The 18,035-nt window shown below is 57.7% G+C and carries 19 protein-coding genes; 10 read left to right on the forward strand and 9 right to left on the reverse strand.

What is annotated here, in order from left to right; translation table 11 throughout:
- Positions 1-4: 4 nt before the first annotated feature.
- From AAE045_RS14815 to AAE045_RS14830, 4 genes are read left to right on the forward strand one after another with little or no spacing between them, the layout of a single operon-like run.
- The gene (locus tag AAE045_RS14815) at positions 5-745 is read left to right on the forward strand and encodes a class I SAM-dependent methyltransferase (protein ID WP_455548387.1); all 741 of its coding nucleotides are present in this window, start codon (positions 5-7) and stop codon (positions 743-745) included.
- A complete protein-coding gene (locus AAE045_RS14820) occupies positions 745-2,004 on the forward strand; it encodes an ATP-grasp domain-containing protein (protein ID WP_455548388.1) in 1,260 nt (419 codons plus the stop codon). The genes AAE045_RS14815 and AAE045_RS14820 overlap by 1 nt, the downstream gene beginning before the upstream one ends.
- A gap of 7 nt (positions 2,005-2,011) precedes the next feature.
- Positions 2,012-2,977, forward strand: a complete 966-nt coding sequence (locus AAE045_RS14825; RefSeq protein WP_455548389.1) for a DMT family transporter — start codon at positions 2,012-2,014, stop codon at positions 2,975-2,977.
- The gene (locus tag AAE045_RS14830; protein ID WP_455548390.1) at positions 2,940-3,731 is read left to right on the forward strand and encodes an AraC family transcriptional regulator; all 792 of its coding nucleotides are present in this window, start codon (positions 2,940-2,942) and stop codon (positions 3,729-3,731) included. Before AAE045_RS14825 ends, AAE045_RS14830 begins: the two co-directional genes overlap by 38 nt.
- On the opposite strand, the gene AAE045_RS14835 is transcribed toward AAE045_RS14830, so the two are convergent.
- Positions 3,732-5,135 (reverse strand): M24 family metallopeptidase, encoded by a 1,404-nt coding sequence (locus tag AAE045_RS14835; RefSeq protein WP_455548391.1) that lies wholly within the window; start codon positions 5,133-5,135, stop codon positions 3,732-3,734.
- Positions 5,136-5,175: 40 nt separating this feature from the next.
- Positions 5,176-6,645 carry a MocR-like pyridoxine biosynthesis transcription factor PdxR gene (gene pdxR / locus AAE045_RS14840; RefSeq protein ID WP_455548392.1) on the reverse strand — a complete coding sequence of 490 codons (1,470 nt, stop codon included), beginning with the start codon at positions 6,643-6,645 and terminating at the stop codon, positions 5,176-5,178.
- A 96-nt stretch (positions 6,646-6,741) separates the two neighbouring features.
- On the opposite strand from pdxR, the gene AAE045_RS14845 reads away from it, so the two are divergent.
- Complete coding sequence (locus AAE045_RS14845) at positions 6,742-7,359, forward strand: FMN-binding negative transcriptional regulator (protein ID WP_455548393.1); 618 nt, start codon at positions 6,742-6,744, stop codon at positions 7,357-7,359.
- Position 7,360: 1 nt separating this feature from the next.
- On the opposite strand, the gene AAE045_RS14850 is transcribed toward AAE045_RS14845, so the two are convergent.
- Positions 7,361-8,221 (reverse strand): LysR family transcriptional regulator, encoded by an 861-nt coding sequence (locus AAE045_RS14850; RefSeq protein WP_455548394.1) that lies wholly within the window; start codon positions 8,219-8,221, stop codon positions 7,361-7,363.
- 99 nt (positions 8,222-8,320) lie between these two features.
- Between AAE045_RS14850 and AAE045_RS14855 the strand changes: the two genes are divergently transcribed.
- Positions 8,321-8,824 carry a phenolic acid decarboxylase gene (locus tag AAE045_RS14855; RefSeq protein WP_455548395.1) on the forward strand — a complete coding sequence of 168 codons (504 nt, stop codon included), beginning with the start codon at positions 8,321-8,323 and terminating at the stop codon, positions 8,822-8,824.
- A gap of 18 nt (positions 8,825-8,842) precedes the next feature.
- Here the strand turns inward: AAE045_RS14855 and AAE045_RS14860 are convergent, their stop codons facing one another.
- The 3 genes from AAE045_RS14860 to AAE045_RS14870 all read right to left on the reverse strand — a co-directional run bounded on the left by AAE045_RS14860 (position 8,843) and on the right by AAE045_RS14870 (position 11,341).
- A complete protein-coding gene (locus AAE045_RS14860) occupies positions 8,843-9,892 on the reverse strand; it encodes an AI-2E family transporter (protein ID WP_455548497.1) in 1,050 nt (349 codons plus the stop codon).
- 152 nt (positions 9,893-10,044) lie between these two features.
- Positions 10,045-10,602 (reverse strand): DcrB family protein, encoded by a 558-nt coding sequence (locus tag AAE045_RS14865; RefSeq protein ID WP_455426539.1) that lies wholly within the window; start codon positions 10,600-10,602, stop codon positions 10,045-10,047.
- A gap of 73 nt (positions 10,603-10,675) precedes the next feature.
- Positions 10,676-11,341, reverse strand: coding sequence for a 7-cyano-7-deazaguanine/7-aminomethyl-7-deazaguanine transporter (locus tag AAE045_RS14870; RefSeq protein WP_455548396.1), 666 nt, complete (start codon positions 11,339-11,341; stop codon positions 10,676-10,678).
- Between the two features lie 188 nt (positions 11,342-11,529).
- Between AAE045_RS14870 and tusA the strand changes: the two genes are divergently transcribed.
- The 4 genes from tusA (at position 11,530) to AAE045_RS14890 (ending at position 14,797) form a co-directional block, all read left to right on the forward strand.
- A complete protein-coding gene (gene tusA, locus AAE045_RS14875) occupies positions 11,530-11,775 on the forward strand; it encodes a sulfurtransferase (protein ID WP_455426541.1) in 246 nt (81 codons plus the stop codon).
- A gap of 194 nt (positions 11,776-11,969) precedes the next feature.
- Entirely contained in the window at positions 11,970-12,953 is a 984-nt protein-coding gene (locus AAE045_RS14880) for a TRAP transporter substrate-binding protein (protein WP_455426542.1), read from the forward strand.
- Positions 12,954-12,983: 30 nt separating this feature from the next.
- Positions 12,984-13,493, forward strand: coding sequence for a TRAP transporter small permease (locus tag AAE045_RS14885; protein ID WP_455548397.1), 510 nt, complete (start codon positions 12,984-12,986; stop codon positions 13,491-13,493).
- A 17-nt stretch (positions 13,494-13,510) separates the two neighbouring features.
- Complete coding sequence (locus tag AAE045_RS14890) at positions 13,511-14,797, forward strand: TRAP transporter large permease (protein ID WP_455548398.1); 1,287 nt, start codon at positions 13,511-13,513, stop codon at positions 14,795-14,797.
- A gap of 111 nt (positions 14,798-14,908) precedes the next feature.
- On the opposite strand, the gene AAE045_RS14895 is transcribed toward AAE045_RS14890, so the two are convergent.
- From AAE045_RS14895 to zntA, 3 genes are all read right to left on the reverse strand, one after another.
- Complete coding sequence (locus AAE045_RS14895) at positions 14,909-15,322, reverse strand: helix-turn-helix domain-containing protein (RefSeq protein ID WP_455548399.1); 414 nt, start codon at positions 15,320-15,322, stop codon at positions 14,909-14,911.
- Positions 15,319-15,630, reverse strand: coding sequence for a type II toxin-antitoxin system HigB family toxin (locus AAE045_RS14900; protein ID WP_455548400.1), 312 nt, complete (start codon positions 15,628-15,630; stop codon positions 15,319-15,321). Before AAE045_RS14900 ends, AAE045_RS14895 begins: the two co-directional genes overlap by 4 nt.
- 181 nt (positions 15,631-15,811) lie before the next feature.
- Positions 15,812-18,013, reverse strand: coding sequence for a Zn(II)/Cd(II)/Pb(II) translocating P-type ATPase ZntA (gene zntA, locus AAE045_RS14905; protein WP_455548401.1), 2,202 nt, complete (start codon positions 18,011-18,013; stop codon positions 15,812-15,814).
- Between the last annotated feature and the right edge of the window lie 22 nt (positions 18,014-18,035).

Below are 18,035 nucleotides of genomic sequence, written 5' to 3' on the forward strand. Positions count from 1 at the left end.
AATAATGACCTCTATCAGAGAAAATGCGGGCGGCATGAACGACCGGGCCGGTTTCCCGGTGTTCTTTACCAAAGTGTCCGAGCACCTGGGGCGCTACGACGAATACGGCGATATCGCCAGGCAGATAGCCGACCTGTTCCCGCCGTCGCTCTATCCAACCGCCGTCGATATCTGCTGCGGCATCGGCAAGATGAGCCACGCCCTTGCGAACTGCGGCTATAAAACCCTCGGCATCGATTTATCCGCCGAGCAGCTGGAAATTGCCCGCCAAATCTCCCCCGGCCCCGACTACGTCCGCACCGATATGGGGGCGCTGCCGCCGGGCCAGTACGACCTGCTGCTGAACATCTACACCAGCTTCGGGTACTACAACACCGAGGAGGAGGACCTGGCCGTGCTGTCCGAGTGGTACAAGGCGCTGCGTCCCGGCGGCGTGCTGATTATGGAGCTGGCGGACATGGACCGCGCCAGAAACCGCATTGATAACTCCGGCTGTCTGATCCGCATTAACCAGGGCGTAACGGAATACCTCTTTATGGACTGGGATAAGCAGCTGCTGACCGTCGATTACGAAAAGGACGAGATGAACTGGTCCTGCGTCACCCGCCTGTATGAAAAGGAAGTGCTGCGCAGCGCGCTGCTGAAGGCGCGGTTCAAAACGGTAGAAATCTACGGCAGCTTCGACCGTCGTCCAAAACATGAAGACAACAATCTCATTCTTATCGCGCAAAAAGGACTGTCATAATGACGAAAACAATTTGTATTGTGGATGCCTATTCTACCGGCGCCGAACTGGCTCCCCTTTTTGCGAAAGAGGGCTGGAACTGTATTCACGTGCAGTCGAGCGAATCGATCCCGCTCGATTATTTAGCCACCTATCGCCCCCTCTCCTTTAAGAATATTTTAATCCTCAGAAACGACGATATTGCGGCGAAAAGGGAGCTTGCCGACAGGCTTAAAGAGTTTGCGCCCGACTTTATTATTCCCGGCACTGAAACCGGCGTTGAGCTGGCGGATTATCTCTCCGGCGAGCTGGGGACGCCGGGCAACAGCTGGCAGACCAGCGCGCTTCGCCGCGACAAATATTCTATGCAGGAGGCGCTGCGTGCCGGTGGGCTGCGCGCCATTCGTCAGACGGTCACGGACTCTCTGGCAGAGGCCTCGCAGTGGGTGAAAGAGGTGAACGGCTGGCCGGTGGTGGTCAAGCCGCTGGACAGCGCCGGGGCGGACGGCGTGCGCTTTTGCCATAACGATGGCGAGCTGGCGGACGCCTTCCAGAATATTATCGGCAAAACCAACAGGCTGGGGCTGGTCAACCGCAAGGTACTGCTCCAGGAGAGGCTGATCGGCAGGCAGTTTATCGTTAACGGCGTGAGCATCAACGGCGAGCACCTGATAAGCGAAGTCTGGTCGGACGATAAAAAAGAGGTCAAAAACGCCTCGCTGATCTGCGAAAAAGAGGTGCTGCTGCCTTACCACGGCGAGATCCAGGACGAACTGGTCGACTATACCCGCCAGGCCCTGACGCTGCTGGGCATCGAAAACGGCCCTTCCCACAGCGAACTGATGATGACCGCCACCGGCCCGGTGCTGATTGAGACGGCGGCCCGCATGCAGGGCACCATCATGCATAGCGCGGTCATCGCCGCCCTTGGCTACAGCCACGTTACCCTGACCGCCGAGCGTTATCTGCAGCCCGGGCGCTTTGCCGGGCGGCTGGCCGCGCCTTATCAGCTGAATAAAGAACTCTTCTGCGTGACGCTTGCCTCCGAGCGTGAGGGAACGGTGAAAGAGAACCGCTGCGAGGATTTACTGGGCGAGCTGGCTTCGTTCTACGGGGTGATGCATACGCCGGAGAAAGGGGAGCGGATCTTCTGCACCACGGATCTGTTTACGAATCCGGGCATTATCTATCTTTGCCACGCCGAGCTTAAGCAGATCGAAGCGGACTACGCGGCTATTCGCAACATGGAAAAACAGGGCTCCCTGTTTGAACTGGCCTGAGACCGCTATGAATAAAAATACGGGTGCCCTTTTTGGTTTGATTATGGTGTTTTGCTATAACTTCCTCGATGCGGGAAAGGAAGTTTATTCAGGCTATTTAGTCCAGTCCGCTCACCCGATGCAGGTGACTTTTATTATCTTCAGCACCGTGCTGATTTTCTTTCAGATCTACTGCTATGTAAGGATGAAGCAAAGCTACGCCGCCCCGCTGGGTAATTTAAAAGTGGTCTTTCTGCTGAATATCACTACGGCGGGGTCGTGGATAACCTTCTTCTACTGTCTGAAATACCTGGAGCCGGCCGTTGCCGCGGCAATTATCACCGGGGTGGCACCCGTATTAATGGTCTTTATTTCCCCGCTGTTTTTCAGCACCGACAGGCGGCAGTACCGCCTGCTGCTGCTGCTGGGGATAGCCGCAAGCTCCCTGTGGCTGAGCTTCATCAGCCTGAGGGAAGGCGATCTGGTCTATAACCTGACGGCGGAAGAGGTGATTACCGGCATCCTGCTGTGCGTGGCCTGCGCGTTTTTCAGCATCTTTTCCAACGTGTTCAGCAAACGTCTTAGCGAAGAAGCCTGTCCGCCGGAGGCCATTATGGCGCACAGGTTCTACCTGACCGTGCTGCTGACCTGCGCCTGGAGCATGCAGCTTCCCGGCGGCGAACACCTTGAGGTGCAGATGTTCCCGGGCGTGCTGATCCTTGCGCTGCTGGGCGTCATCATCCCGCTGTGGTGCCTGCAGTACGGCATAAAAGCGTTACCGCCGTCACAAATTATGGTGTTAATTTCTGTGAGTCCGGTCTTTACCTTCGCGTTTCAACTTTTTGATCCCCGCCTGTCGCCTTCGGCTTCATCGTTTGTTGCGATAATGTTAATCTGCTTCTTTTCGCTGGCGGCTGAAGTCTGGCGCATTCAGTACAAAGAACGGGTTATCGAGAATGGGTATCACGGCCTACCGGAAGATAGAGGGCGTTGAGGTAACGCTCTCTGACAGCACTAACCACGTTTTTCCCAAACATTCTCACGATGAGTTTTATCTGGGGGCCAACATCTCCGGCCGGGAAAAAATCTGGCTGGACGGCAAGCGCTCCGAGGCGAGCATCGATGAGATAACGGTCTATAACCCAGGCCAGGTCCAGGCGGCCACGCCGACGCCGTACGACTGGGTTTATTACAGCTTCTATATTCAGCCGGAGGTGATGGCGGAATTAACGGGGCTGCCCGCCGACGAGGAGTTCAGAAAAAGCGTTTTTGCCGCCCCGGATATCGCCGCGCTGATCGCCCGCACCGGGGCTTTTTGCCTTATGGGCCACCACGGCGAAAATGAGATGCTCGAAAAGCTTTCAACGCTGCTGTGCGCGCTGGTTAAGCGCACCGGGAGCCGCACAAAATTTTGCGTTCACGACAGGGACGCGCTGCTGGCCGAGCGCATTGCCTTACGCCTGCGCGAAGATCTGTACGAGCCTCCTTCGCTGAAAGCCCTCTCTGCGGAATTCGGCCTGACCTCGGTGCAGCTGGTCCGCGTCTTCAACGCCCACTTCGGCCTGCCTCCCTTTGCCTGGCTGAAAGGGGAAAAGCTCAAAATCGCCAGGCAGCTTATTCTGCGCGGCCTGCCCCTGGCGGATATCGCCGCCGGGCTGGGCTTTTCCGACCAGCCCCACTTTACGCACAGCTTCCGGGATATGTTCGGCGTGACGCCGGGGCAGATGTTCCGCCTGGCGAAAACCTGATTAAACCTGGGTCTGCGTCCGCACCAGCGCGGTTTCCTTGGCCAGCAGGTAAGGGCGCAGATAGCCAACCGTGTTCGACAGCGGCAGAACATCGTCATGCAGCTGGATATTCAGCACGTCTTTGAGATAAGCCCGACGAGCGGTAATTCGCTGCCACAGCGCCGGGTACAGCGTGGCGATCTCCAGCCGCAAAGCCTCATCGGCCAGGGCAATGGTGTCCTCGATGCTTGCCCCCGCATAGCCTTTGCGGGACGGGATAATATCTATTTGCAGCAGCATGCCGCTGGCCAGCGGGATTTGGGACGCCGGAGAGATCGGCGAGCACAGCCACTCTTCATCGGCCACCAGATGGCCCGGGTTCAGATGCCAGTGGTACTCCGCCTGCGGTAACACCCGCTCGATTAAGTCATAAATCTCATGGCCCTTCACGCCCACTTTAATAAACTCAAGCCAGCTCACCACCGCGTGGTAATAAGGGATGGCAACAACGTCCAGATAGTCCCGCACATCCGGCTTCAGCTCGTCCGCACTGTTTACCACGTACGCCGCCCGGCTGGTCAGCCCGCCCTTGTAGCTCACGGTCAGAGAAAACTTATCCCCGGGCTGGATCTGCTTATCAGATGGATAAAGGTTGGCGTATTCGAATCGTTCCCCGGTGGCGGCGATGGTCACTACGTTGTTCAGCTGCCCGTCGGCGGCGAGCAGGGCCGCTATCTCTTTTTCCGTTTTTCCCGTCCCGACGGCATCGAGCGCGGTTAACGCGGCGCTGGAAGCCAGATTCGCCCCGTATTCATAATGCGCAATTTCATTGGCATTATTCCGCGTTCTTGCGCCGAACTGCGGCGAAATAAAGACGTCTGTGGCGTTCAGTAAGCTCGCTCCGGCAGGAAGGGCGGCCTGGATGGCCTGGAACACAAAGGTGGGGATATCGAAAAAGGATTTATTATCTTCGTAGGCACCGGTAAACAGTTTCCACCCTGCAATACCCACGCGTTTTTGATCCTTAAGCCCTGCGCTGCGTAATACCTCTTTCAGCGTTAAATCCGTGTCCATCGGCTGATTCGGCAGCGAGAACCAGGGCGCATGAACCACCTTTGCAGGCGTGCGCGAATGCGCTGCCAGCTTAAGGTTTTCATTGCCGAGCACTAAAACCGCCTGCCCGTCGCCGTGCAATATCAGCAGCGCCTCTTCGAAGCGTGGGATAAACCCCGTCAGGTATTCAAAGTTGCCGCCGTGCTCTTTATCGGCGTACACAACAAGCGTGTCGAGCTGCTGGCTGGCCATCTGCTGAAGCACTTTGCTGCGGCGCTCGTCTATCGTCCGCCCGGTCAAGGTTATGCTGGGAAGATTAAGGTAGACCGCAGGCGATTTTATGGTTGCAAGGCTGAATGCTGAATGTGGCACGGTAGGGTTTCTCCATAAACTGTCTATGGTTTCAACCTTACTAAATTGCGGCCAACAACACCCGCCCCAGCGTCCGAACTGCGGCGTAGATCTCCTCGTCCGTGAAGCCTCCCAGCCCCAGCAGCACGCCCGACTGGCTTTTTCCCGGCGAATACATGTGGGAAACGGCCCGCAGGGAGATCCCGGCGGCAACGCCTTTGCGCACCACTTCGCGGTCGTCCAGCCCTTGCTTGAGCCACAGCACCATATGCATGCCCTGATCCGTTGGCTGTAGCGTGGCGAGGTCAGGGGAGATCAGCGCCGTGACCGCCTCCATCAGCACCCGGCGTTTTTCGGCGTACACGCCGCGCATTTTGCGCAGGTGACGGTCGAGGTGGCCCTCTTTCATAAAGCTCGCCAGCACGTACTGATCGGCGCTCGGCGGGTGGCGATCCATGAGGATCCTCGCGCCGTTGAACGCGCTGACCAGCGGCTGCGGGACGATAACGTAGCCCAGCCGCAGCGAGGGAAAAAGGATTTTACTGAAGGTGCCCAGATAGACCACGTTATCCGGCCCCATCCCCTGCAGGGCCGGGAAGGGCTGCCCGGCGTAGCGCATCTCGCTGTCGTAGTCGTCCTCAATAATCCACGCGTGGTTAGCTTTCGCCCAGGCAAGCAGCGCGGCCCTGCGGGACATGCTTAGCGGCATGCCGAGCGGGTACTGGTGCGATGGCGTGACGAATGCCGCTCTGGCGTGCGGGGCAAGAATCTTTCCGGTCTCAACGTCCAGCCCTTCTGCGTCTACCGGCACGCGCACCATTTTTCTGTCGCGCAGCGCGGTTTCGAAGATATCCGTAATGCCGGGATAGCCCGGATCTTCGACCCAGGCCGCCTCGCCGGGATCCAGCAGGATTTGCGTGGCGAGATACAGCCCCTGCTGGGTGCCGGAGGTGATAATGACCTGTTCCGGCGTGCAGTGAACGGAGCGGGATTTGCGAACGTACTCGCAGATTGCTTCATGCAGTGGCCTGGCGCCCTGCGGCTCGCCGTAGCCTGACGGTGCGCCCGGCCCCCGTGCGCGGATGCGGTTGCCGAGCCTGCGCCAGATATCGTCCGGCGCAGTGTCGCCAACCGGAACGGAAACCGCGAAAGGGCGTGGGGAAAGGGTTTTGATTCGTTCTGCGACGCGGGCGAACGCCAGGGCGCTTTCCGTCAACACAACATCGCTGGACGGGCTCGCTTTCCGCGAAGGGGAGGCCTGCGGAGAGAACATCACGCGGGTGCCGGAGCCTTGCTTCGACTCCAGAAAGCCTTCCGCCACCAGCTGCTCGAACGCTTCCAGCACCGTTCCCCTCGCCAGCTGCAGAGAGGAAGAGAGGCTTCGCGTTGAGGGCAGCAGATCCCCCGCCTTCAAATCGCCTTTATGAATGGCGCCGCGCAGCGCCCGGGCGAGCTGCTGGCTGAGCTGTCCGGCCTGGCGGTCGAGATTGCCGAGCGCCGGAATAGCTAAGACGTTGGCCTTGCGGGACATGTATTCTGGCCTGCTGAAAAATGTGGATACTGGTTCTACAGGGTAAACCACTTCAGCCTTAGAGTAACGCCTCTCTTAACGTCACCGGAGTCAGTCATGTACGTACCACGCCCTTTTCAGGAGCCCAGCCCCGGGATCCTGAATGCCTTTATAGCGGCCCATCCCCTGGGGACTTTGGTTGTGCAAAATTCGCAGGGGCCGGATGCTTATCATCTGCCTTTTCACCTGGACGAATCCGGCTCGCTGCATGCCCATGTTGCCCGCGGTAACCCCGTCTGGCGCAATATTAGCGGGCATGAAAACGTGCTGGTCATTTTTCACGGCCCGCAGGGTTATATCTCCCCGGAATGGTATCCCAGCAAGCACGAGGATCATCGCCAGGTGCCAACGTGGAACTACCAGGCCGTACACGCCCGCGGACGGCTGGTCGTCCATGACGACGAGCGCTATATGCGCGGGCTGCTGGCACGCCTGACGGCAGAGCATGAAGCAGGTATGCAGAAGCCCTGGCAGATGTCGGATGCGCCAGAGGACTACATCGACGCCCTGCTAAAAGCCGTGGTGGGGATTGAAATCGAGGTGGCGGAGCTGAAAGGGATAATGAAGCTGGGGCAAAATGAGAGCGTAGAGGACCGGACGGGTGCCGCCACGCAGCTAATTGCACGCGGCGAAGCGGCAATTGGCGAGGCGATGCTGGCGGCGAAAAAACCTTAATCTATGGCTGCTCTTTAATCAGCCGCAGCAGCGTCTGCACCTGTTCATCAAGGGGAAGGATATCCTTTTTGACCACCAGGTGCAGCGGCGTGGCGCGGCGGGTGCCGTGGCTAAGCTGCAGAATTTTTAGCGTGCCTTCTTCTATCTGGCGGCTGATGCGCTCTTCCGGCAGCCAGCCGTAGCCGACCTGATACGTGATAGCCTCAATGGCGGCCTCGATGGTGGAAAAGGTCCAGGACTCCACCGGCTCATCCTGTAGCGGCTTTGCTTCCCGGTTGGTAATACGAATCGGCGGATACTGCGCCAGCTCGTCCTCGCTGACGGGACCGGGCAGGCGGTGCAGAGGGTGATCGCGATGCGCCACGGCCACGAAATCTATGTTCATCAGCCATTCGCCGCGCCCGGTCATGTCCTGGCGGCGCGTCAGCACCATCACGTCCGCCTTCGCAATCGCCGTTTCGTCATTTTCCAGAATTTCGGTGAGGTGGACCTGCGTCTGGGCATGCAGCCGCTGGAACTGCCGCAGAATCGCAAACAGCTTTCCGCGCGGGAAAATGCTGTCGACGACAAAATCCAGACGCGTTCTTACCCCGTTTTGCAGCGATGCGGCGCGGGTTTCAACGTGCTCAAAAGCCTTAAGCAGCGGCCTGGCCTGGGCGAGGAGCAGCTCCCCCGCGGGCGTCAGGATGGCCTTGCGTCCGGCGGCCTGAAGCAAGGCCACGCCTAATCTTTCCTGTAGCAAAGCCAGGTTATAGCTGACCGATGACTGGCTGCGGTGCGTGGCCTGCGCCGCTTTTGCGAAGCTTCCCAGCTCCACGACCTTCTCCAGCAGGGCCCACTGCTCCAGGGTTGTCTTGTGCATGACCAATCTAAAAATCCGATGAATTTGATGCAAACATAGCGTTATTAATCTAAAAAATGAAGGCCTATGATCTCCTTATCGCAACAGAGGAGAGAAAAAATGAGCAAGTTTGATAAACATGACCTGAGCGGATTCGTTGGTAAACACCTGGTTTATACCTACGACAACGGCTGGAACTACGAGATTTACGTGAAGAATGGCACCACGCTGGACTACCGGATCCACAGCGGCATTGTGGCAGACCGCTGGGTGAAAGATCAGTTTGCGTACATCGTTCGCGTCGGCGAAAGCGTCTACAAAATTTCCTGGACCGAGCCGACGGGGACCGACGTGAGCCTGATTGTGAACCTGGCCGACAGGCTGTTCCACGGCACCATTTTCTTCCCGCGCTGGGTCATCAACAGCCCTGAAAAAACCGTCTGCTTCCAGAACGAGCATCTGACCGAAATGGCCGCGCTGCGTGAGGCTGGCCCGGCTTATCCTACTGAGGTGATTGACGAATTCGCTACCATTACCTTCGTGCGGGACTGCGGCGAAAACAATGAAAGCGTGATTGCCTGCCCGGCAAGCGAGCTGCCGAAATCATTCCCCCAGGGCCTGTAACCCTGAGGGACGAGGGGATTAACCCGGTAAGCGGCTCTTGGGCCGCCCAGGGCCGAGCAGAATCGCCAGCTTGGCCCCACCTTTCGTTGTTTCCATCAGGATTTTACAGACGCTGGTAAGCGGTACGGAGAGCAGCATGCCCACCGGGCCGAGCAGCCAGCCCCAGAACAGCAGCGAGAGAAACACCACGAAGGTGGACATCCCGAGGCCGCGGCCCATCATGCGCGGCTCCACGATATTCCCCAGCACCATATGCACGACGAGGAACAGAACGCCGACCATGATCATTTCGTAGGTGCCGTTGAACAGGAAGGCCTGAAACATCGGCGGAATAGCGGAGATCACCGAGCCGATGTTGGGAATGTAGTTAAGCAGGAAGCCCAGCACGCCCCACATCAGCGCGAACTGCACGTCCAGCAGCGCAAGCCCCGCCCAGATAATGACCCCGGTCCACAGGCTGATTAAGGTTTTCAGCGCCAGATAATGCGTTACGCCTTTCAGCGCGCGGTGCAGGCCGGCGATATGAATTTGCGGATTGGAGAGCGCGAAGCGCAGCTTATAAGGGACGTGGCGCACTTCAAAAAGCATGAACACCACGGTCATCACCAGCAGCAGGATGCTCGCCATCGCGCCGGAAAAGCCCGTCATCATCGTGGTGGCGAAGGCCATCACCTTCTCTGAATCCATGCGCTGCAGCATGCGTTCGGGCGACAGGCGCAGATGCATAAACGGCACCATCCTCTCAATCTCCAGTACCTTTTGCGTCAGCACCTTGTTGTACTTCGGCAGCAGCTCCATGAAGTCGCTCATCGACGCCGCCAGCACGCCGATCAGCATGGTGAGCACGATCAGCATCACGAACACCACGATGGAAATCGCCAGCGGGCGGTTCACCCCACGGCGAATAAACCAGGTCACCAGCGGGTTGAGCACGATGGCAAAAAACAGCGCCAGCAGCAGCTGGACGATGATATCTGCCGCCGCGTGAATACCCGCGAGAATAATCACCAGGGCAGAGAGTTTTAGGAGGATGTGTAGCCCGACTTTATCTGCTTCCGGGGTGGGCAGGGTGCGCATGGAGGATTCCTTTCTGTTATCGATCTTCATAGTGTAGCGGTTCGTTTGTAACCCACGCAGAGGGGGTGTCTGAAAGTCCTGATTTCAGGCAAAAAAAACGGCCCCCGATGGTTAACCGGAGGCCGTGCTACACCCGCAAAATCTTATTTGATGGTGATGGTATTAATGATGTTCTCTGCGGCGGACTGCGCTTTCTGCTGATCGTCAGCCGGAAGGGTGATCTGCATGGTCAGCAGCTTGTTGTCTACTTTGCTCAGAATCACTGACGAGTAGGCGGTCTGCCCTTTCGCAGAGATAACGGTGTCGAGCTGCTGCAGCGTGTGGCCTTTAACCTCGACGGATTTGTTGGTGACTACCTGCAGCTGCGGGTCGCGCGCGCGCTGCTGATCTTCCAGACGTTTTGTCAGCGCGGCCAGGTCATCCGGGCTGTTATCGCCCACGATCACGATCACTGCTTTCTGGCCCGTGGCGTCTGAATAGACATGCATATTGTTGGTCTGCGTGCCTAATTTTCCGCTCTGGTCGGTCATATCCGCAGGCAGCGCAAAGCTCAGCTTGCCGTCCAGCAGGGTTACCGGCTGGCCGCTGGCGTTACTCTCCGCCGCAGCGCCTTCGGTCGGGGTTTTGGTGTCGTTGTTGTCGCAGGCAGCAAGACCCAGCACCAGCAGGCCGATACCGACATATTTTACCAGGTTACGCATGACATCTTCCTTTAATGTTAACAAGCCATTGAGGCCGATCTCAGCATCTTAGCACAAGATAATTCAGTCACGGTCAACCCGGCTGTAACGACGACATTTCAGATTTATCCGCCAGGCGCTTCATCAGCATATTCAGCAGCACGCCGTACATCGGCAGGAAGAACACGATGCTGATTAATACCTTGAAGCAGTAATCAACGATGGCGATCTCCACCCAGTGCTGGGCCATAAACGCGTCCGGGCTGCGCCAGAAGGCGATAAAGAAGAAGGAGAGCGTGTCGCTGACGTTGCCCAACAGCGTAGAGGCCGTTGGCGCAAGCCACCAGCGGCGGCTCTGACGCAGGCGGTTAAACACGTGAACGTCGAGGATCTGACCCAGCGCGTAGGCCATAAAGCTTGCGGCGGCGATGCGGGCAACGAACAGGTTAAAGTGCGTCAGCGCTTCAAACCCTTGCCAGCTGCCCATATAGAACAGGGCGGAAATGCCGTAGGAGATAATCAGCGCGGGCATCATCACCGCGAAGATGATACGGCGTGCCAGCGGAGCGCCAAAAATTCGCACCGTCAGGTCGGTTGCCAGGAAGATGAACGGGAAGCTGAACGCGCCCCAGGTCGTATGGAAACCAAACACCGAAACGGGAAGCTGCACCAGATAGTTGCTGGAGGTGATCACCAGCAAATGGAATAGCGATAGCCAGAACAGCGCCTTTACGCGCTGAGTCGAAGTGAACTGCGTCATTTTTTAACCTTTTTAGTGAATGGGGTGAGGGAACCCAGTAAACAATGTCTGCCAGCAAGCTGGACGGCGGGCATGATACTGCGTTAGCCCCGCTTTGCAACGGTTAATTTTAGCGCAATCGTTAACGTCTCTTGCGCAGGAATTTACCAGGCGTAAACTAGCGCGGTTTTTAAAATGTGAGACCGACCATGACCGATCTGTTTGCCAACCCCGACCACACGCTGGACGCCCTCGGCCTGCGCTGCCCCGAGCCGGTAATGATGGTGCGCAAAACCGTGCGCAATATGCAGACGGGCGAAACGCTGCTGGTTATCGCCGACGACCCGGCCACCACGCGCGATATTCCCGGTTTCTGCCGCTTTATGGAGCACGAACTGCTCGCGCAGCACGTCGAATCATTGCCTTATCGCTATCTGCTGCGTAAAGGCCAGTAATCTCTGTCGGCCCTGTGCGCCAGCGCAGGGTTTTGAACCTTCTTTGCATCATTCCTGAACTCCGGTTTCAGATATTATCGCTTTTGTGAACTGCTTCACCTCCGCTTTTTTCCCCGTGGTCTAGTTTTTATTCGTCAAACTAAAACATTGTTTTAATTCTTACCTCCCTTACCCCTATCTGCTGGAGCAACACGATGAAGAAGACTTTACTGCCTGCTTTTGCCGGCCTGTGCCTGTCCACCGCGACGCTGCTCTTTGCGCAGGCCGGTTACGCGCAAGTGATCAAAGCCGCCGACGTCCATCCCGAAGGGTACCCGAACGTGGTTGCCGTTCAGCACATGGGCGAAAAGCTTAAAAAAGAGACCAACGGCGAGCTGGAGATTAAAGTCTTCCCAAGCGGCGTGCTGGGCGATGAAAAGCAGATGATCGAGCAGGCGCAGATGGGCGCCATTGACATGATTCGCGTCTCTATGGCCCCGGTTGCCGCTATTCTGCCCGACGTTGAGGTCTTTACCCTGCCGTACGTCTTCCGCGATGAAGACCACATGCACAAAGTTATCGACGGCGATCTCGGCAAGCAAATTGGCGACAAGCTCACCGCTAACCCGAAGTCCCGCCTGGTGTTCCTCGGCTGGATGGACTCCGGCACGCGTAACCTGATAACTAAAAAACCGGTCGTGAAGCCGGAAGATCTGAAGGGCATGAAGATCCGCGTGCAGGGCAGCCCGGTTGCGCTGGCAACGCTGAAAGACATGGGGGCTAACTCCGTGGCGATGGGTGTTAGCGAGGTTTACAGCGGCATGCAGACCGGCGTTATCGACGGCGCGGAAAACAACCCGCCTACGTTCATTGCCCACAACTACATGCCGGTGGCGAAAAACTACACATTAAGCGGCCACTTCATCACCCCAGAAATGCTGCTCTATTCGAAAGTGAAGTGGGACAAGCTGAGCGCCGACGACCAGCAGAAAATCCTCAAGCTTGCCCGCGAAGCGCAGATGGAGCAGCGCGAGCTGTGGAATGCCTACAACAAACAGGCGCTGGATAAAATGAAGGCGGGCGGCGTGCAGTTCCACGAAATCGACAAGGCCTGGTTCGTGAAGGCGACCGAGCCGGTCCGCAAGCAGTACGGCGACAAGCATCAGGAACTGATGAAAGCCATTGCTGACGTCCAGTAATCCTGCCGCTAACGCTTTCGTGGAGGACGTATGTCCCAAAGCTACTCAAACTGGATGGATAAAGTCTACCTGGCGGCGATGGTCGTCGCCGGTTTCTCCTTGCTTGTCATGACCATCATTATTCCGATTGGGATTTTCTCGCGCTATGTGCTCAACCGTGGGGAGTCCTGGCCGGAGCCGGTGGCGATTATCTGCATGGTGACCTTTACGTTTATCGGCGCGGCGGTGAGCTACCGTGCGGGTTCGCATATTGCGGTAAACATGCTGACCGACCGGCTTCCAGCGGCGGCGCAGACGTTCTGCGCACGGGTGGTTGACCTGCTGATGCTGCTGATTTCAGGCGTGATGTTCTATTACAGCTATTTCCTGTGTGCGGATCTGTGGGAGCAGCCGGTGGCCGAGTTCCCCATCCTGACTTCAGGGCAGACCTATCTGCCGCTGCCGGTTGGCGCGGTGTTGCTGATGTTGTTCGTTATCGAGCGGCTGCTGTTTGGTTCCCAGGAGAACCGACCGGTAGTACTGCTGGGTAATCACGGTTAACGGCCAGGGGATCCAAAATGGATGCATTTATATTATTAGCCACCCTCGCCGTGCTGCTGGCGGTGGGGATGCCCGTCGCCTTTGCCGTGGGCCTCAGCGCCATGGTCGGCGCGCTGTGGATTGATTTACCGCTCGAGGCGATCATGATCCAGATAACCAGCGGGGTGAACAAATTCACGCTGCTGGCCATCCCGTTCTTTATTCTGGCGGGGGCGATTATGGCGGAAGGGGGGATTGCCCGCCGTCTGGTGAACTTCGCTTACATCTTCGTCGGGTTTATTCGCGGCGGCCTGTCGCTGGTGAATATTGTGGCGTCGACCTTCTTCGGGGCGATTTCAGGGTCGTCGGTGGCGGATACCGCCTCCATCGGCAGCGTGATGATCCCGGAAATGGAGAAAAAGGGCTATCCGCGGGAATACGCGGCGGCGGTAACGGCGAGCGGATCGGTGCAGGCGATACTTATCCCGCCCAGCCACAACTCGGTGATTTATTCGCTGGCGGCTGGGGGCACGGTTTCCATCGCCACGCTGTTTATCGCCGGTGTGCTGCCTGGATTGTTGCTCGGTTCCTGCCTGATGGTGATGTGCCTGGGCTTTGCCCACAAGCGCGGTTATCCGAAGGGCGATCGCATTCCTTTCCAACAGGCTTTAAAAATCTTCTTTGATGCGCTGTGGGGCCTGATGACCGTGGTGATTATCCTCGGCGGCATTCTGACCGGCGTGTTCACCGCCACGGAATCGGCGGCGGTGGCCTGCGTCTGGGCGTTCTTCGTCACCATGTTTATCTACCGCGACTACAAATGGAACGAGCTGCCGAAGCTGATGTTCCGCACGGTGAAAACCGTCTCAATCGTCATGATTTTGATTGGTTTCGCGGCGGCCTTCGGCGCGGTGATGACCTACATGCAGCTGCCAGCGCGCATCACGGAGTTCTTCACGTCGCTGTCCGACAACAAGTACGTGATCCTCATGTACCTTAACGTCATGCTGCTGCTGATCGGCACGCTGATGGATATGGCGCCAATCATCCTGATCTTAACGCCGGTGCTGCTGCCGGTGACCAACGCGCTGGGCATCGATCCGGTGCATTTCGGGATGATCATGATGGTGAACCTGGGGATCGGGTTAATCACCCCGCCGGTCGGCTCGGTGCTGTTTGTGGCAAGCGCGGTCAGCAAGCAGAAAATAGAAGTAGTGGTGAAGGCCATGCTGCCGTTCTACGCCATGCTGCTGGTGGTGCTGGCGATGGTGACCTACATCCCGTGGGTGTCGCTGTGGCTGCCGCATGCGTTGGGGATGAACTAAACCCGGCGGATGACGCTGGCGCTTATCCACCCTACAAAACCAGGTTAACTCTACAAAACCAGGCTAACTCTCTGTCGTAGGTCGGATAAGCGCAGCGTCATCCGACAGGTGTTATTCAATAAACAGCGCCGGAGAAATACCAAAGCGGCGGGAAAGTTTTCTGATGTGCTCGGTGGTGAGCTGACGTTCACCGCTAAGCACCCGACAGACCATAGACTTGCTGCCGATCTCCTGTTGAAAATCACTTTGCCTGAGCTGGTGCTGATCCATCAGCGTCTTCAGAACTGCGATGCCGGGAGGAATAGCGTTCATCTGCTCGCGAAAGGCGACAACCTCGGGCAGCCTGTCTTCATATTCAGTAATTTTACGGCTGACCATGTCCAGCAGGGGGCTGGTAGGGTCGTTGATAAACAGATACTCCACCAGTTCCAGCGCCTCCTGGTAATCTTTTTCGCTGCTGCTGCCCGCCAGCAGCGGCACCGCTGTTTTCAGGGCTTCCGCCGCTTTTAGCGCCTCTGCGATCATCTTTTCTTTCCCCTGTGCATTTCGGTAAACCTGATGTAATCCGGGTGGTTCGTGATGTGGCGTACGTAGAATTTCTGGCTTTCAAAAAAAATCAGCGCGATAAGCCTTAGCTCGTTACGGGCGACGTTGATGACGTAGTGCTTATCCAGATATTTAAAATTATCCAGCGTCGGGTAAATCTTCCGCAGCGAATCAGGCGTTGGGAAATACCCTTTTTCGATTATTCGCCCAAGCATTAACAGCTCCTGGCTATGCTGGGGAAACCTCCTGCTGGCGTCGCTTAAGGCTTTGATAGTGATTAAATGCATAACTTCTTCCTGAAGTTGACTATCTGACAATAACTATAAGTGCGCGGTTGCCAATTGGTCAACCGCACCCTGTTCTTACATTGTCGTCAGTCACGCTTTCTGCGGCCAGCCTGCGGGAAAAAATGCCCGAGGCTGTTCGCAATTTATTTTTGCTTGTCTCACCGGCCACATCATCCAGCTCTTATTTTTTGCGCAGCAGCCTCAGCGCGTTAGCTGTGACCAGTGCCGTTGCGCCTGAATCTGCCAGTACCGCCAGCCACAGGCCGGTCAGGCCCATCAGCGTGGTGACCAGGAAAATGGCTTTCAGGCCCAGCGCGATGGTGATGTTCTGGCGGATGTTGTTATGGGTGGCCCTTGCTAAGCCGATCATGGCCGCAAGCTCGGTCAGGCGGTTATGCGTCAGCGCCGCGTCTGCGGTTTCCAGAGCAACGTCCGTGCCGCTGCCCATGGCGATCCCGATGGTTGCGGCTTTCATCGCCGGGGCGTCGTTGATGCCGTCGCCAACCATTGCCAGCGGACTTTGCGCGTTGAGCTCATTTACCGCTTTGACTTTATCGGCGGGCAGCAGACTGGCGCGGTAGTCCATGCCCAGCTCACCTGCTATAGCGGCTGCGGCGCGAGGGTTGTCGCCCGTCAGCATCACACCCTGCACGCCGATCTTTTTCAACGCCTCTACTGCTTCCCGGGCATCGCCGCGCAGGGTATCCCGCATGGCGATAGCGCCCAATAGCTCATCCTGACGGATCGCTGCGATAACCGTCTGGCCTTCGGCTTCCAGCTGCGTGATTCGCTGCTGCCAGCTCTCATTAAGTACGCCTGCAGGAAGCTTGCCTGGAGCGCTAAGCCGAAGTGTTTCGCCGTCGATAATCGCTTCCACACCTATCCCTGCCAGCGCCCGATGTGATTCGGTCACCGGCAGCGTCAGTGATCTGCTCTGCGCTTCGCGGACAATTGCCTGTGCCAGCGGATGCGTTGAACCTTGTTCTACGGCGGCGGCAAGGGCCAGCAGTTCGTTTTCGCTAAGCGAACCCGAGGTTTCTATCGCGGTGACCTGCGGTTTACCTTCCGTCAGCGTGCCGGTTTTATCGAACGCAATATGCTGGATCTTGCCAAGACGCTCCAGGGCCGCTCCGCCTTTGATCAGCGCCCCACGGCGCGCGGCTGCGGCCAGGCCTGAAGTGATTGCCGCAGGCGTTGAAATGACCAGCGCGCACGGACAGCCGATGAGCAGCAGCGCCAGCCCTTTGTAGATCCACTCGCTCCAGCTCTGGCCGAACAGCAGCGGCGGAATGACGGCCGCCAGCAGGGCTATTGCCATAATAATCGGCGTATAAATACGGCTGAAACGATCGATAAAGCGCTCTATCGGCGCGCGGCGCTCGTCGGCTTCCTCTATCAGGCGCAGGATGCGGTCGATGGCGCTGTCGCCAGGCCCGGAGATCACTTCGAGCTGAACCAGCCTGTCGACGCTGGTGCTGCCCGCCGGGACCTTCTCGTCTGGCTCGCGCTCCACGGGAACGGATTCGCCGGTCAACGCGCTTTCATCGAAGCTGGCGGCCTGGCCAAGCAGGCGTCCATCCGCAGGCAGGCGGCTACCGGCAGAGACTTCAATGATGTCTCCCGGACGAAGTTCGCTTAGCGCCACCGTTTCCCGCTCGCCGTTACGGATGCGCGTTGCTATCTCGGGCTTGAGCGCCATCAATGCGCTGACGCCACGACGTGCGCGGCTGGCGGCATAAGATTCCAGACGTTCACCGACCAGGAACAGCAGCAGTACCATCGCGGCTTCGGCTGTGGCACCAATGAACAGCGCGCCGATGGCGGCAACGCTCATCAGCGTTTCGATGGCAAACCAGTTGCCGCTGCGGATCAGGCGCACGGCCTGGCGCGCGATGGGCCACAGGCCAACCAGCGTGGTGGCGATAAACGCCAGATTGCCAAACGGGTGGTTAAACTGCTCAAGACCCCAGCTAACCGCCATCATGGCAATCAGCGAGAGAAGCGGTAGGTTTTCACGCCAGCCGGAGGGAGCCTCGGTTTTGGGCGCATCGCTGTCGCGGAGGGTATACCCGGCGGCCTTAACTGCTTTTTCTACATCCGAACGAACGTCGCGCGGGGCGCTGACCAGCAGCTTTTCAGTGGCAAACAGGACCTGAACGCGCTGAACGTCAGGAACCTGCTTCACGGCATTTTCGACTTTTCTGGCGCAGGCCGCGCAGTCCATCCCGGCGATCAGCCAGCTGTAACGCTCGCCGTTATCGGGAAGCGTGGCGGTTTCCGGCCCGGCCGAACACTGCTCGTCGGAGCAGCAAGAGGGCGCCTCAACGGGCAGCGGGCTAAGCTTTGCCTTCGCAAACTGCGGGGGATTTTTAGAGTTGAGCATGCACCCTCCTGGGTAATGATAA

The sequence above is a fragment of the Dryocola clanedunensis genome, from assembly GCF_038405435.1.
Taxonomy (GTDB): Bacteria; Pseudomonadota; Gammaproteobacteria; order Enterobacterales; family Enterobacteriaceae; genus Dryocola; species Dryocola clanedunensis_A.

Coding starts and splice junctions, on each gene's coding strand:
- tusA (WP_455426541.1), top strand. CDS start 11,530: ATGACCGATCTGTTTGCCAACCCCGACCACACGCTGGACGCCCTCGGC.
- AAE045_RS14820 (WP_455548388.1), top strand. CDS start 745: ATGACGAAAACAATTTGTATTGTGGATGCCTATTCTACCGGCGCCGAA.
- AAE045_RS14825 (WP_455548389.1), top strand. CDS start 2,012: ATGAATAAAAATACGGGTGCCCTTTTTGGTTTGATTATGGTGTTTTGC.
- AAE045_RS14890 (WP_455548398.1), top strand. CDS start 13,511: ATGGATGCATTTATATTATTAGCCACCCTCGCCGTGCTGCTGGCGGTG.
- AAE045_RS14885 (WP_455548397.1), top strand. CDS start 12,984: ATGTCCCAAAGCTACTCAAACTGGATGGATAAAGTCTACCTGGCGGCG.
- AAE045_RS14880 (WP_455426542.1), top strand. CDS start 11,970: ATGAAGAAGACTTTACTGCCTGCTTTTGCCGGCCTGTGCCTGTCCACC.
- AAE045_RS14895 (WP_455548399.1), bottom strand. CDS start 15,322: ATGATCGCAGAGGCGCTAAAAGCGGCGGAAGCCCTGAAAACAGCGGTG.
- AAE045_RS14850 (WP_455548394.1), bottom strand. CDS start 8,221: ATGCACAAGACAACCCTGGAGCAGTGGGCCCTGCTGGAGAAGGTCGTG.
- pdxR (WP_455548392.1), bottom strand. CDS start 6,645: ATGTCCCGCAAGGCCAACGTCTTAGCTATTCCGGCGCTCGGCAATCTC.
- AAE045_RS14870 (WP_455548396.1), bottom strand. CDS start 11,341: ATGACGCAGTTCACTTCGACTCAGCGCGTAAAGGCGCTGTTCTGGCTA.
- AAE045_RS14830 (WP_455548390.1), top strand. CDS start 2,940: ATGGGTATCACGGCCTACCGGAAGATAGAGGGCGTTGAGGTAACGCTC.
- AAE045_RS14815 (WP_455548387.1), top strand. CDS start 5: ATGACCTCTATCAGAGAAAATGCGGGCGGCATGAACGACCGGGCCGGT.
- AAE045_RS14855 (WP_455548395.1), top strand. CDS start 8,321: ATGAGCAAGTTTGATAAACATGACCTGAGCGGATTCGTTGGTAAACAC.
- AAE045_RS14845 (WP_455548393.1), top strand. CDS start 6,742: ATGTACGTACCACGCCCTTTTCAGGAGCCCAGCCCCGGGATCCTGAAT.
- zntA (WP_455548401.1), bottom strand. CDS start 18,013: ATGCTCAACTCTAAAAATCCCCCGCAGTTTGCGAAGGCAAAGCTTAGC.
- AAE045_RS14900 (WP_455548400.1), bottom strand. CDS start 15,630: ATGCATTTAATCACTATCAAAGCCTTAAGCGACGCCAGCAGGAGGTTT.
- AAE045_RS14865 (WP_455426539.1), bottom strand. CDS start 10,602: ATGCGTAACCTGGTAAAATATGTCGGTATCGGCCTGCTGGTGCTGGGT.